Origin of the sequence: Campylobacter pinnipediorum subsp. pinnipediorum (assembly GCF_002021925.1) — a bacterium.
GTDB classification, from domain to species: domain Bacteria; phylum Campylobacterota; class Campylobacteria; order Campylobacterales; family Campylobacteraceae; genus Campylobacter_A; species Campylobacter_A pinnipediorum.
Genome location: NZ_CP012546.1, coordinates 17,329 through 31,534, shown reverse-complemented (window position 1 = coordinate 31,534; position 14,206 = coordinate 17,329). Strand labels below are relative to the sequence as shown.

The window sequence follows — 14,206 nt, the reverse complement described above, 5'->3', positions numbered from 1 at the left end:
TAAACATATAAAATCATAACTTTTACTCCCTATTTATTCTAATTTTTAAAGCTCTTAATAGCTCATCTCTTTGCATTTTTTTCTCATTAAATTCATTTTTTGTTTGCTCTATTGTTTCTTCGCTTTTGTTGTCTGTTGTGGCTCTTTTTTCTTTATTGATTTCTAGCTCATCTTGTGGGTTTTCTATTGATATTATTTTTATTTTGTCCGCATTGCTCCATTGCTTCATCTTAAACCAATATGGCACTTTGGCTTTAATTGGTAGCTTAAAGAAACCCTTTACCAAAATTAAAATATCGCTACTATCTTGATTTTTTAAGTCCTGTGAGGTTACTAGCCTTTTGGCTTCTTTGCTCTTTGAGATGTTGCTTTTAAATAATTCTAAGTTTCCTTGACTTCGGCTAATCTTTATGTTCGTATAATCACCTATTAATCTACTTGTGTCTTCAGCATCCTTGTCACTATTCATATTAAAAATAACTTGATATCCGCTATTGTTTTTAACTATATTCATATCATCTTCACCATAGTATTTCTTTACTTGTTCATAGCTTTGTGTAACAAACACTGGGAGTAATCCATAGCTTCTGCATAGTGCTGGTGCTTCAAGCAAAAATGGCATTTTGCCAAATCTGACGAATTCATCCAAATAGCAATATATAAATTTATCTATATCACTGCACTCATGCCCACTCATTAATTTTTTAAATAATGTTTCTATAAAAATTCGTACCAAAGGAGCTAAAATTTCCATGTCTTCAGTTTGAATTACAACATACATTGATATTCTTTTTTCTCTTAAATCTTCAAATGTAAAGCTCATTTTACTTGTTGCATTTGCTACTTGCGGATTGGTAAAAACTTTCATAAATGTGTCGTAAGTTGATTTTATACTAGCAAACTCATTTTCGGCAGCTTTACTGTAAGCTCTAGCTTGATTTCTAGTATTTTCATCTATTGTCTCATCAAAACTAGTTTGTTTTAGCCATATTCTAAAAGTATCAACATCATAATCTCTTTCCCTTTCTTTTTCAGGATTATCTTCATCTATTTCTTCTAATGCTTCATCTAAAAATTTATCTTCTAATACATCAAAATAATCGGCTTTTGGTGCTTGTGCTAATTGTGCTAATGTTGTATGTTTATTTTTTTGCATAAAATATTCCGCAAAAAATACAAACATGGTTTTTGCTGATACAATCCAGTGATCGTTTTCCTGTCCTTTCTCTCCTACAAAAATAGTAGATGCTATTTGCTCTGCTAATTTTTTAATATGTATATATTCCATATCTTTAATTATTAAATTATCAAACGGATTAAAAAATAGCGTATTATCCCAACTAAAAGGGGAGAAAAGTTGGATTTCATTGTTAAAATATTTTTGGCGATATCCAGCCGTTTTTTCGTATAACTCTCCTTTTATATCTAAAACTACGCAAGAGTTAGGCACACTTAGCAAATTCGGAATTATCATACCTGCAGTTTTACCACTTCCAGGAGGTGCAACGACTAATGTTGAGAGCGGTTGTGTTGCTCTTATAAATTTTGGATTGTCGCTGTTAACATCAAGACAACCAAGCACCAAACCAGTATCGTAGTTAATTTTCATCTTTTTAAAATCTTTTGGCATCGCAAACCTAGCTGAACCGTAGTCTTCATTATCTTGTAGGTATGGTAACATCCACCACACTACACACATTAAAAATGGAGCAAAAAGCATTAAAAGTGCTACATATGCTTTAAATTTTAATGTTGGTTCTCCAATGTTATTTAAAATTTTGAGAGCAACTATTGGAACATTTACCAAATCTGGGTTAAAAATAAGCTTGACCATTCCTAAGTATACCACCACTCCAATCAATAACGATGTTATAAATACGACTATCCATTTTGTGGTGCTGAATTTCTGTGTATTATCCATTTTCTTCCCTTTTTATTTCGTATTCTTGTACGTCATCTTGCTCTTCTATACTGCTTGGGGTTTTTGTGTGCGGTACATTTATCTTAATTTTTAGTGTATCAACCTTTTCATTTAACTCTTTTATCTTCTGCATTAGCTTCACGATGTTCTTTTCAAGGTCTGTTTTTGCTTCTTCATGATTTGTTATATTTGCATTTAGATGGTATGCTATTTGATTTATATTCGTTCCTATATGGCTAAATTCTTTTAAATAACTGCCAATTATTCTATTATTCGCTTCTATCTCTTGTAAATTATCTCTGTATTTTTGGGTTTGAATTAGTTTTCTAACAACTGCAGATCTGCTTTGATTTCTTTTATCTGATAGTTGTCTTAAAATTCTATTATCGGCTTCTGTTAAGTATATGTGGTGTCTTGTCTTTTTCATGCCACAATCCTTACCATGTCTTTTTTTAAATTTAAGATGTCAGTTATTACTCTTTGATTTTTAACTCTTTCTATTTGGATAATATAGTCTATTGCTGTAATAATTAAGCTATCTAACATCTTGTCGTCTACACTTGATAAGCCACCGCCTAGTATAATGTTTGTTTTTATAGCTTTTATTGCATCTTTTGGGCTGTTGGCATGTAGCGTACTTAGGTTTCCTGCATGTCCTGTGTTGTTAACTCTTAAAAATGAGAAGGTATTTCTTATGTCTATTTCGCCTAAGAATAGTCTATCAGGTCGAAGTCTCATAGCATTGTCTATTGCTATTTGATAGCTATATACTTCATTGGCTATTTTTGGGACTGCAAGTTGAGTTTTATTTATATTTTCAACTCTTAACTCTTGGCTGTCTTCAATTGTTACTACTCTCTCGTTTGGATCAATTTCACCCATTAGTGAGTTTAAAAAGCTTGTTTTTCCACTTCCTGTTCCACCACTTAGTAGTACATTCTTTTTCTCTCTTATTAGTTCTTTTATTTTTTCGTAATTCCAGCCATCAAGTCTAACTTTATCACTTAAAACAAAGCTTTCTAATTTGAAATTTTCTTTACTTGGTATTCTTATGCAGATTGCTATTTCGCTATTAAAAAGACTTGATTTGTGCTGTGCCTGAACCCTATATCTTAAAAATGGTTCAGGTAGTTCGCACGATAGATGGCAATGTGCTTCACTAAACCTTTGATTTCTCCTTGTAGCAAGTTCTATCAAGAAATTATTTAAAAATTTAAGATCTAGTTTTGTATCGTTTATTATCTCCCAGTGATCGCCATAATCTACATTTATTTCGCATGGTTTATTAAAAATAAGCTCATTTGCTTTTAAATTTAGATATGGTGTCAACACTCCTAGTATGTTGTTAAGTATTACACTTTCACTCATTTGATTGCTCTTTGTTTATTTCTTGTGATGCAGATGAAAGTCTTTCTTTTTCCATAATCAAATTTTCTAATTTCTCTTTCTCTTTATTGTAATTTGCTTCGGCTTTTTTTGTGGTTTTTAGTTGAGTGCCGATTTTATCCAGTATTTTGTCGTAGGCTTTTTTGTTTTCAAGCTCTTTTTCTATTTGACCTTGTATTTTTTCAAATTGCATTTTTTATCCTTTTTATTCTTTAAAATATTTCATTAAGACTTCGCCATTTTTTGGTTTACTAAACCACATATGATTTGTCGGCACTAAGAATATACGACTTCCGCTTTGAATTTCAATCGTTGGCTTAATTTGGCTTTGCTGTTGTATCATATCTTGAACTACTGTGCCTACGTCACTTCTTGTATTAGTGTATATCTCTTGTGTATAAGCGTTAGCCCCTTGCGTTTTTGAAGCTATTACCAAAAGCAAGGCGTTTGTCAGAGTTGAGATTGAATAGGGCATTCCGTATCTATCCCAATATTTATTATTTATAGCTCCTATAGCTCCGTTCATACCCATGTTGTCAGCAGCTAATGCATCCGTTAACATGATGTTTATGCCTTGTGGTGTAATAATTTCTCTCCATCTAATTTCTAGTCTTTCATGACCGATTTTGGTGTCGTTGGTATAAAAACCTATTGCTTTACTTCCGCGTGGGATTAAAACAGCTCTCCCCATTGAAGCATATATGTCTTGTTCTACTTGAGCTGTAATTATTCCACTTAAATCTGAGCTTATTGCGGTCGTTAAAATAGCTGGTATCATGCGTCCTGCCCTTATTGTCCTATAAAGCCTATGTTCGTTTGTGCTTATGTCGACAGGCTTTTGATTTGAAAAGCCATCAACACCATATTTTGAAGAGGATCCATCAATGTTTTTAATTTCATTATTGCGATTGGCTAAAATTTGAGCTCTTAAAAGCTTTTTTATTTTATTATCATAGGCTTTTTTATTATCAACCCTTATCTCTTGTCGCAAGGCTTCTTGTTTGGCTTGTAGTTCTTCTTGTTTGGCTTTGTTTCTTTTTGCTTTTTCTTGTTCTTTAAACACGGATTGGGGCATTTGCACCTGTGTTTGTGGAGTCGGTGAATTTTGTTTGTCTTTTTTCCCTTTTAGAGCTTGGGCGATATCGGATTGATCTTTATTTGGCTCTCTCTTTCCTGCCTTATAAATGTAATCATCAACTGGGAATTTTGAATTTTCAAAAAGATGATTTAAATTCGTTTCATTTTGCAAATTTCTTATCTGTTCGTCGCTTAGCTCATTAGCAAAAAGGGAAGGAGATTGCATTACATACAATGCCATAATACTGAAGAATAACGCTTTTTTCCCTTTTTTCATTTTATATTCCTTTTATTCTGTTTATTGCTTGATTTTGCTTTTCTTTATTGACTTTTATCTTGCTATTATTTTCTTTTTGTCTTTCTTTTATTACTTCTTTACTTGTGTTTAAATTCTTTCTCATTTCTTTTCTATCTTTTTCTTCTTTTGTCTCTTTTCGTCCTACACATATATAGCTATTACCACTTTTAATCGTAAATCTTGGATTTATGGTCTCGGCTATTATGTAATCTCCTATAACCCTTGTCTCTACTGGGCTGTCTTGATTATCGATTACCGCAAAAATTGCTGGTACTTGAGGCAACTCGTCTTTTGGATATTTAAAGTAAGTAAATTTCTTATCGTCAAAAATTTCAGCCGATAGTAGCCACTCGTTTTCCTTGTTTGCTTTTTGTATGTAACCGTTGTAAATATCGCTTTTCTTTATTTTTAGCTTTGCGATACCATCTTGTATGATTTTATAATCTCTATTGTCTCTCTCTATTTTTGCCTGTTTTGCTCTTATTGCTTCTTCATCTTGGATATAAATCACAAAGCTTGGGTCTTTTGTATTTTTATAGTCTGTTGAAAATATATAAAATGTATGTATTTTTCCATCTCTTGTAAAAATTGTAAGACTTGTATCAATTCCTATTAATTGCGGAATTACTGCTATTGCATCATCTTTATTTGGGATTAGCTCTAGTTTAAAACCTGTTTGATCTCCTAGTATAAAGTTTTCTATTGGGCTGTCAAATATTAAAGTTGTTGCCATTGCATGGCGAGTTCTTATTTTGTGAGTCTTGTTTGGTGTGTATTTTATTGTTTTGGTATTCTCAAATCCGCTATATTTTTTTGAGTGAAATTTTTTCTGTAATGCTTTTAAGTCTTGATTTCTTATAGCATTTCGCATAAGCTCCATCTCTTCCTTGCTATACTCTCTTGGCTCTTGGGAAGTCGAACCATCAAAATCTATATACTCATCTTGTGGATGTTCTTGATAATTTTTTTGTCCATATACTCCAAATGGATTTATACCTACACTTGTTTGGATGTTTTTGTTGATATTTTTTGTTTTATCATTAAATATGTTTTCACCCATGGACTGGTCTTGTTGTTTCTGTTCGTTGACTAGCTCTTGAGTTTGTCTCATAATTGCTCTTACTTCGCTCATTTGTTCTTCGCTAAGTCCCTGAGCATTTAAATTTAAAGCCGTAGCCAAAATTATGTATATTTTCGTTAAATTTTTCATTTTTTATCTTTTCTTTCATCAAGTATCTGTGTGACTCTGTATTTGCTAACTATAAAGCCTGTAGGATTTTTTATGTTATCCAAATATGTACTACTTTGGTTTTGAAAGTCATACTCTATTGCACTTCTATATTTCTTAAAGCTCTTATCCGTTCCTGATGGATTCGTGATTTCTGCTTGAAAATCTACTGTTGCAACATTTTTGCTTAAAATAGAGACGTTTAAAATTTGAATATCTCTATAATAGCTTTTTGTGGTATAAATTGAATTTGGATCGGCTACTAAAGTCTGAAATGCTTCCCACACTTGTCTACTGCTTTGTGTTCTTATCTCGTTGTATCGTTCTATATCATCAATTCTATTTATTAGTTCTCTATTTTTAACATATCCAGCTATTATGCTTTTTAATAGCTGTTCATCTCCCCTTATGTTAAGGCTAGTGTCGCTAATAGTTACAAAGCGAGAGTCAGCTTCGCTAAATTTAAGTAAAACTGGCTTTGTTTCTTTTAAAGGTGTTAATAGTGCTAAGGCTATTGATAAACTAACACTTACAACTGTTAAGGCTATAATGATATAAAGCATATATGCTTTAATATTTCTTTCCATTTTAAAAATAAAATTTGGGTCTACTTTTTTATCTTCAAATGCCATTTTAAATCCTATTTTGAAAAGTCGCAATAAGCACAAGGACTTATCTTTTCTATTTTGCTTGGCTTGTTTGTACATCCGCTTAAAAATATCATCATTATTGTTGCCGTTAAAATCACTATTTTTTTCATTGTATTACTCCTTTATGTTCTAGGTATAGTTTTCGCCAATGTTTTGGGCTTTCTTCTTTTAGCTTTTTGATTAGCATTACATTGTCTGAACTTGATGAGAATGCTTTTAGTAGGCTTCCTAACTTTGAAAGATCTATATTTAGTTTTGCACTCTCGTTTCTTAGCTTCATATTTAAAAGCACTTCTCTTGTGCTTGAATTGCTCTCTTTTAAGTATTTAATTTCCGTTGGTGCAAGTCCTATTATTTCGTGCATCTCGTTTAATGCTTCTGTATTGTTTGTTGGGAATATAATAAAATTTGCGATGTTATCTAAAAACGATGAACCCCTTTCAATTTGTTTAAAGAGACTAAGGCTTTGAAATCCCATACACATTACTCCACCTATCTTTCTTACTTCTAGGATGCTTTCTAAGATTTTTTCTTGCATGGTTTCGTCTTGCAAGTAATCTTTAAGCTCATCTATAAAGCAGAAAAAGCCCCTAGTATCAGTGCTATTCTTTGCTTGGTTTTTTAACTTATGAAATATATATATCGCTGTAAGTGCTGATATTTTTTTATTGGTTAATATCCCATCCATATTTAGCACTGATAATTGTTTTTTGAAATTTAGAGCATCTTCTTTATTGTCAAATATTGAACCTTTGTAGCTATCAAACCTTATTTTTAATCTTGATTTTCCATCATTGTCAGCTGGAAGTGAGATTATAAAGTCACTAAGCGTTATGACTTGGTTTGGTTGCTTCATTTCATACATTCTATCTACGGTGCTGTTAATATCCTTTTTTTCTTCGTGTTCGTCTATTTTTATCTCTGCCATCATTTGAAGCCATGATTTTAAAAATTCCCTGTTCTCATGTGTATCAGCAAGAGTAAATGGATTTAGTTTAAACTCTTCGCTCTCACTGTCGTGGTACTCTCCATCCATATAATTTGTAAAGTTGCTCATTCCTCTTAATTTATCCATTGCGAATATGTTTATTGGATATTTAAATAGATTTGTCATTAAAAACTCAGCAAGTGTTGTCTTTCCCTTTCCAGTTCCACCCATTATCATTGTATGACCTGCTGGTCTATCGCCGTCTGGTGTATAGTGAAAGTTAAAAAGGAAGGGTGTTTGGTTTATATGCTTAAATGTTGTTACTGCTTCATCTCCCCAATCATTTCTATTAAAGCCTGTTACTTCGTTTTCAAAGTTGGCGATTGTGGATAAGTTGCTTATGTTTAGCGTTTTCTTTCTTGCATTTAAATTTCCCCTGCTTGGAAAGAAACTAAAATATAAGGGTTTTTGATTTAGTGTCTCTCTTACGACATTTAACCCTTGATTTTCAAGAATATTTTTAAGCTTGTTTGCTTTATCGTCTAACTCTGATAAGCTATCTGCTAGACAATATACTGAAAAACTTGTTTCTACTAAGTTTTCTCTGTCTGCTTGAACTAACTCCATTAATTCATCAAGCTCTGCTCTTACTAGTTCAACCGAGAATGTTTTTGTATCTTTTATCTTTTTGATTGCTTTTCTTTTCTCATATGCTTTAAAATAAATCATTGCCATAAATTCATTATTACTTTTGATTAGATTTGAAGTAATAAGTGATTTTAACTGCTCTGTTTCGTAGGCTTTAATGCTTATAAATCTTGCGTATTTGGTAGTGCCGTCGTTGCGAAAAAATTCTATATAATCTTTTTTAAATTCAACGTCCGAGCTTATATAACAATCCGTTATTAATTCGTTTGTATATCTTAGGCTGGTTTCTTTTGCATTTGAGTATGTAGCATAAAAATTAATTATTTCATCAGCTTCCATTTGGCGTGGATTATAAATTAAAAGATAATTTTTAATATTTAAAAGTGTTTCATTTAATAGATCTATTTTTTGTCTTAAATTTACACTTTCACTACTTTCTTCGTTTTGTTCGCTTGTTACTTTTGTCTTAAAACTTTCAAGTATGCCTGTTAAATTTTTAGTGATTGTTGAGATAATTAAGTAATATTTTATTGAGTAAATATCTTGATTTGTCTCCCATTTTTCTATTATCTCTTCTGCATATGGGTTTATATCTCTTTTTTTAATTTTAGTTATATCTTGTTTGTCTTTTTTAATAATTAAATTTATTTCTACATCGTTTTTTAATGTTGTAAAAAACATAACACGATTTAAAAGATAATCTGTTTCATCATCAAGAGTAATTCCAGCATAGCTCGTTCCTTTTAGCTCTACTGCTATGGTTGCATTGCCATCTTTTGTAATTATTACATTATCACCATATTTACATGCGATATTATTTTCTTTTGCTAATGTATAAATTTGTGGTTCTGCTAACATTATTATCTTGTCTGCTTTTTTATTTAATCCGCATCCACTTTGATTTGTCTGTTTATTGTTTCTTTTTGCATTCTTTTTATTTTTTGAATTATCAAAACCTAGCTCTTGCTTTTCTTTTTCCCTTTGTTTTTCTTTCTTCCAGTCTTTAAATACATCAATTAATCCACGAGCCATTTTTAACCCTATGCATAAAATTTATTTTGAGAAATTTTCATTTTAGAACCGATGATCGCATATATATCTTCATCAAAAAATTCTAAAATAAAAAACAAGCAGTATAAAACTGCCACAATTACTAATGAATATAAAATTAGAACAAACCACGCTATAAATCCAGCTATAAATACAATAATTAAACTAGTTGAAGTTAAACCTATTATTTTTGTTTTTTTAGTTAAATCCATATAGCAATCTGTTACTATCATTTTTACTTCCTTACATTGCAGCCGCACTTAATCCGTAACAAATACCAAGAATAATCGAGGCAATTAAAATACCTTTTGCGTGATTTTTTGCAGCTTCAATATTAAAGAATGCAACTAATGCTAAAAATATAATCCATAAAACACCAAGCACAAGAATGACTGTATTTAAAACACTTGCTACACTACTTCCAGCTTCTGTGATTTGTTCATTTGCAGCAGTCGCCATTTTTTTAAGTACATTATCTCCTGCACCAAATAAAAAGACTGGCGAACATACTAAGAGCCAGTAAATCTTTTTGAGGTTTTTTGAAATTTTTTTCATTGAGTTGTCCTTTAATTATGATTTTATTTCATAACTATATCAAAAACAAAAAAGAAACATTTTGTAATTTTATTTTCCAAAATTACCATTTTATAGGCATTTACTAAGTCTATTTAATTTATTTTAAGATTTTTATTTACTTTTTGATTTTTTGGTTTTTATTATATTTGCGATGTTTGATGAAGTTTTTTTTAAAAAATGTTGTTTTACAAAATGTTTTAATTAAAATTTTTTTCTTATTTTTCCATTTTTTACATATTTTTATAATTTTGCTTATTCTTTTTTGTTTTTCCAAATATGATTTTTATTTTTTATTAGTTTTAAAATTTTTCAAATATTTTTTGAAATTTTCTATTTTATTCTTTGATTACTTTGTTTTATCCAAAAAATAAAAACGCAAAGCCTTTTTTATTTTATTTTTGAAATTTGTTAAAAATTCAAAAATCAGCTATAAATGCCGATTTTTTCGGTATTTATGCTAAAAAATGGCACACAAAAGGGGTTATCCTGCCTTACTTCTTCTAATCTCTTTTTTATTTTTACTAAGCTAATATAATTTTCAAATATTTTTTATTTTTTTTGGAGATTATTTTGAGTAGTATTGATTGGGATAAATATTTTGATGAATTAAAAGCTATCAGAGCTGGACGAACTAAATTTACAAAATCCGATCATAAAAATGTTTATTTTGGAAGTGGTAGAGGATTTGCAAGATCTAATACTAATTTTTCAAAAAATAATTTTACCAAACAATCAGTTATTAAAATGATTTCAAATTTACCAAAAACTTCAATTAAAAGATGCATTGATTATGCTCTTAAAAATTCTATTGACGGCACAGCTATTAATGAAAAAGGGGAGAGAGTAAGCAGTGACGAAGTGATGATCGAATGGAGCAAGGATTTTGGTAAAAATCTAAACTCAAAAGATGCATGGCATTTAATGTTTTCTATCAAAGAGCCGTGTAGTGATAAACAAAAATTAAAAGCTTTAGAGCAAAGTGTTAAAAGTGTTCTTGGTACTAATTTTACAGGACATAAGTATGTGTTTGTAACGCATACTCATCAGAATAATCCACACGTGCATGTGGTCTTAAATAAAAGAAATAATTTTACTGGCAAAAAAATTCACTTTGATAGTCGTACGGAGATTAGAGAATTTTTTGATGATGCAAGGGATGCATTTGCTTATGCCCTATCAGCTCGTGGTCTAAAATATGAAAATAAAAATTTCTTGGATAAGGATTTAAAAAACGAATTTAACAAAATAAAATCTAATATTAAGCTTGAGGTGGATGATTATACGGCTAAGGATAAAATCAACGACTATTACGATAAAATGCAAGATAAAAACAGAGAAAAATACAACTCGACTGCTGAGCGAATTAAAACTATGAATGATGATCTTGAGAAACTTAAAAAAGTCAATGAAGAGCTTTTAAAACTTTTCTTACTCTATGCTAAAAAGCGAAATAAAAAATCGTATAAACTTGCTAAAGAATTAAAACAAAGCAATAAAATTATTAAGGACAAAAGCAATAAAATTTTAATTGAAATTAAAAATATTAATAAACTAACGCATGAAGCTAATCTTCTTAACGAGTTGAAACTCGCAAACTACAAAGACCGCTCAGCTGGGCTTACTTTGCTTGAAAATTTTAGCTATAACTACAACAAGCTTTATCCAAAAAATAAAGGTGTGAGTAAGGCTGATTTTGAAAATTATAAAAAAGTTAAACGAGCCATAGCCATGCTTCGTGATAGAAAAGATGACAATGCTAAAAAATACTTTGATGATAGCTTAATCGTTACTAGGATGCTCGGTCACAATGAAAGTCTTTTTAAATTAAGTAAAAAGCTTGAGATTTTGGATAAAAATTTATACATTTTAGAACATTCAGAACTTGAGATTGATGAAGCTAAAGAGTTTAAAAAACGGCTTAATAGCAATAAAGAATTTATTACTGGTGTATGTGAGAAGCGGTTTGAATATGTTTCTAAAAAGCTTTTAAAGAGTGAAAATATAAGCAAGGATGACTTTTTATTTAAAGAGTATTTTAAGGGTGTTTCTGTGCTTAGTACCCAGCCAAATGAGCGACTGGCTAAAATCAAAAAAGAAGCAGACATGGCAGATAAATTTGGCTCTCGTAGTGGCATTAATAAATCAAAATCTAAAAGCAAAGATGACTTTGAATTTAGACGAAATGCGAACAGGGGGTAGTTTTTCTCCCTTTTTCTCATAATTTATTTTTGATTTTCTTTTGAATTTTCTTTAATTATATTTTTTATCTTATCACTATATGGCTTCTCTAGTTCAATTTTATGCTCTTGTAATTTTTCATACTCTTTTTCAATGCTTCTTATAAGTTCTGTTTTTGCTTGTGGTATTAAAATATCTTTTTTTTTGGTAAAATAATCAACATTTTTTTCTAAATTTTTACATAGTTCTTTTTTTGTCTCTTTTAAAACTTCTTGTATATTTCCTTTAAGTTTTGGTAGTTTTGTATGTATTGTTTGCTCTATAATTTCATTTTGTATATTATCGTAATCATGTGAAGACCAGTTTCTAACACGCCTTAATCCTTTTAGTTCGTCTTTGTCAAATTTACTTAAAATTTTATATTCTTGATCTTTTTCTAACTTTTCAAATTGTTGATGAATTACATCAAAGTGTTTCATTATGGCAGGTTTTAAAATTGACTCATCTTCTAAAGCTTTTTTAACCCCTTTTAAACTACAAATTTTTTCTATTTCTTCTATTTTTTCAACCGCTATTTCCAATCTTCTGATGTGCTTAGACATAAATTGCCCCTTTTACTATTTTATTATCTTCCATTTTTTGTTCTGAGTAAAAATCACAAATATCTACAGATTTGTGAAATTTATTTGAAATTTGCTTTCTTAAATTATCCAAATACTCAAGTGCATTATACACATCTAGTCTCTCTAAAAACTCTTTTTTATCCGCTAAAACAACTATATCAATATCTGAATTTTCATCAGCATAACCTTTGGCATAACTTCCAAATAAGCCTATTTTTTTAATGCCATCATTTTTAAGGTTTGACTTTAGTTCTGATAAATACTCCAATATAGCATCTTTTGTCAAAATATAGTTTTTAGATGTTGGTATCTCATATGCTTGTTTTGAAACTATCATTTTTTACTCTTTTTGTTGCAATCTTTATCAAATGATTTTAAAACTATGTTCTGTCTATCTTTTTCCAATTTATCGATTTATTTCCATTATTTTATCTATGTCGATATTGACTGTCTCTTTACCTAATTCTTTGCAATATTTCAACTTTTCAGTTAAATAATATATTTTATTGAGTTTTGCCATTTTGTTTGCTGCATCAAGATAAATATTGCCTTGAACATTTCTTTGCCCTTTAACTCTCGTTTCTTCATCGGCTATCTTTTTTGTTTCTTTTGCTTCTTTCTCCATTTTTAATAGTCTTTTACATTCTACTTCTGTTAATTGATAAGGTTTTTTTGAGGATATACTATTAATATCGCTTGTTTGTTTGCTACTTTGCATCTTTGGTAGTTCGGGTAACTTTAATTCACTGCATCCTGATATTATAACCCCTGTTGTAGCAATAGCTACTAAAGTTTTAAACCTTTGCATGATCTTCTCCTTGAATTTTCCAAAATTATACATAATTTAGAATAAATATGTTCTTATAATTATATCACTATTTTCTTAAAGTGTGTTAAAATATGATTATATTGTGTTAAATATATAGTAAAATATTAGTTATATTAAAGTTATAAAGTGTTAAATAATTAGTTATTATAAAGTTATTTATAAGTTATAAAGTGTTATTTAAAATATAATCTCTTTTTTTATTATGTATTATTTATTTTACAAAAAAGAGACTATTTTGAATATGCTATAACAATTCATTACTCTTTCTTTTTTTGTTATTTGTTTTTTATTCTACTTTATCGGAACATTTTGTAAAAAGTTGTAATTCATAAAATGCTATCAAATAGCGATTTTATCGGTTTTTTAGCTATATTTTGTAAGCTTATACAAGCCTTAAAGTGTAAAAAACACCTGTTTTAATGAAGGATATGCGTTAAAAATGGGTTAAATATAGTTTTGTTTGCTTTCTTTGCTCTATCTCTTCGTCGATAAATGCTAGGACTTCCTTGCTTAAACCTTTAATTTCAAAGCCTAACGAGTCAAGATAATTTACCATCATTTCTATTGTTTTTTTTAAAAATACAATCTCTTTGTCATTTATATTGCTTATTTGTTCAAAGGGAAGAGGAGTTTTTGATAACTCTATCATTGTTTCGTATGCTCTTTCAAATTTATTATAACGTCTATCCATATTTCAATTTCCTTTTCGCTTTATCGGGACATTTTGTAAAAAGTTGCAATTCGTAAAATGCTATTAAATAGCGATTTTATCGGCTTTTTAGCTATATTATATAAGCTTATATAAGCCTTAAAG

15 protein-coding genes are annotated in these 14,206 nt (G+C 29.7%); 1 reads left to right on the top strand and 14 read right to left on the bottom strand.

The features are described 5' to 3' along the window. Positions 1-22: 22 nt before the first annotated feature. The 10 genes from CPIN17260_RS00150 to CPIN17260_RS00105 all read right to left on the bottom strand — a co-directional run bounded on the left by CPIN17260_RS00150 (position 23) and on the right by CPIN17260_RS00105 (position 9,741). Positions 23-1,921, bottom strand: a complete 1,899-nt coding sequence (locus tag CPIN17260_RS00150) for a type IV secretory system conjugative DNA transfer family protein (RefSeq protein ID WP_078415191.1) — start codon at positions 1,919-1,921, stop codon at positions 23-25. Further along, the gene (locus CPIN17260_RS00145) at positions 1,914-2,348 is read right to left on the bottom strand and encodes a plasmid mobilization relaxosome protein MobC (RefSeq protein WP_078415192.1); all 435 of its coding nucleotides are present in this window, start codon (positions 2,346-2,348) and stop codon (positions 1,914-1,916) included. Before CPIN17260_RS00145 ends, CPIN17260_RS00150 begins: the two co-directional genes overlap by 8 nt. Next, positions 2,345-3,289 carry an ATPase, T2SS/T4P/T4SS family gene (locus CPIN17260_RS00140; protein ID WP_078415193.1) on the bottom strand — a complete coding sequence of 315 codons (945 nt, stop codon included), beginning with the start codon at positions 3,287-3,289 and terminating at the stop codon, positions 2,345-2,347. The genes CPIN17260_RS00145 and CPIN17260_RS00140 overlap by 4 nt, the downstream gene beginning before the upstream one ends. Then, entirely contained in the window at positions 3,282-3,500 is a 219-nt protein-coding gene (locus tag CPIN17260_RS00135; protein ID WP_078415194.1) for a hypothetical protein, read from the bottom strand. Before CPIN17260_RS00135 ends, CPIN17260_RS00140 begins: the two co-directional genes overlap by 8 nt. 12 nt (positions 3,501-3,512) lie before the next feature. Further along, positions 3,513-4,610, bottom strand: a complete 1,098-nt coding sequence (locus tag CPIN17260_RS00130; RefSeq protein WP_418225665.1) for a DNA type IV secretion system protein ComB10 — start codon at positions 4,608-4,610, stop codon at positions 3,513-3,515. Between the two features lie 52 nt (positions 4,611-4,662). Continuing rightward, positions 4,663-5,892 carry a TrbG/VirB9 family P-type conjugative transfer protein gene (locus CPIN17260_RS00125; protein WP_078415196.1) on the bottom strand — a complete coding sequence of 410 codons (1,230 nt, stop codon included), beginning with the start codon at positions 5,890-5,892 and terminating at the stop codon, positions 4,663-4,665. Further along, positions 5,889-6,542 carry a VirB8 family type IV secretion system protein gene (locus CPIN17260_RS00120; RefSeq protein ID WP_078415197.1) on the bottom strand — a complete coding sequence of 218 codons (654 nt, stop codon included), beginning with the start codon at positions 6,540-6,542 and terminating at the stop codon, positions 5,889-5,891. Before CPIN17260_RS00120 ends, CPIN17260_RS00125 begins: the two co-directional genes overlap by 4 nt. Positions 6,543-6,666: 124 nt before the next feature. Continuing rightward, positions 6,667-9,168, bottom strand: coding sequence for a VirB4 family type IV secretion/conjugal transfer ATPase (locus tag CPIN17260_RS00115; RefSeq protein WP_078415198.1), 2,502 nt, complete (start codon positions 9,166-9,168; stop codon positions 6,667-6,669). Positions 9,169-9,176: 8 nt separating this feature from the next. After that, positions 9,177-9,419, bottom strand: a complete 243-nt coding sequence (locus CPIN17260_RS00110) for a hypothetical protein (RefSeq protein WP_078415199.1) — start codon at positions 9,417-9,419, stop codon at positions 9,177-9,179. A 10-nt stretch (positions 9,420-9,429) separates the two neighbouring features. Beyond that, positions 9,430-9,741, bottom strand: a complete 312-nt coding sequence (locus CPIN17260_RS00105) for a hypothetical protein (RefSeq protein ID WP_078415200.1) — start codon at positions 9,739-9,741, stop codon at positions 9,430-9,432. 591 nt (positions 9,742-10,332) lie between these two features. On the opposite strand from CPIN17260_RS00105, the gene CPIN17260_RS00100 reads away from it, so the two are divergent. Further along, positions 10,333-11,961 carry a relaxase/mobilization nuclease domain-containing protein gene (locus CPIN17260_RS00100; protein WP_078415201.1) on the top strand — a complete coding sequence of 543 codons (1,629 nt, stop codon included), beginning with the start codon at positions 10,333-10,335 and terminating at the stop codon, positions 11,959-11,961. Positions 11,962-11,984: 23 nt separating this feature from the next. Here the strand turns inward: CPIN17260_RS00100 and CPIN17260_RS00095 are convergent, their stop codons facing one another. From CPIN17260_RS00095 to CPIN17260_RS00080, 4 genes are all read right to left on the bottom strand, one after another. Beyond that, entirely contained in the window at positions 11,985-12,542 is a 558-nt protein-coding gene (locus CPIN17260_RS00095) for a HepT-like ribonuclease domain-containing protein (RefSeq protein ID WP_078415202.1), read from the bottom strand. Then, complete coding sequence (locus CPIN17260_RS00090; RefSeq protein WP_078415203.1) at positions 12,535-12,900, bottom strand: nucleotidyltransferase family protein; 366 nt, start codon at positions 12,898-12,900, stop codon at positions 12,535-12,537. The genes CPIN17260_RS00095 and CPIN17260_RS00090 overlap by 8 nt, the downstream gene beginning before the upstream one ends. 69 nt (positions 12,901-12,969) lie before the next feature. Further along, the gene (locus CPIN17260_RS00085; RefSeq protein ID WP_078415204.1) at positions 12,970-13,371 is read right to left on the bottom strand and encodes a hypothetical protein; all 402 of its coding nucleotides are present in this window, start codon (positions 13,369-13,371) and stop codon (positions 12,970-12,972) included. A 454-nt stretch (positions 13,372-13,825) separates the two neighbouring features. After that, positions 13,826-14,083, bottom strand: a complete 258-nt coding sequence (locus tag CPIN17260_RS00080) for a hypothetical protein (protein ID WP_078415333.1) — start codon at positions 14,081-14,083, stop codon at positions 13,826-13,828. Positions 14,084-14,206 lie beyond the last annotated feature (123 nt).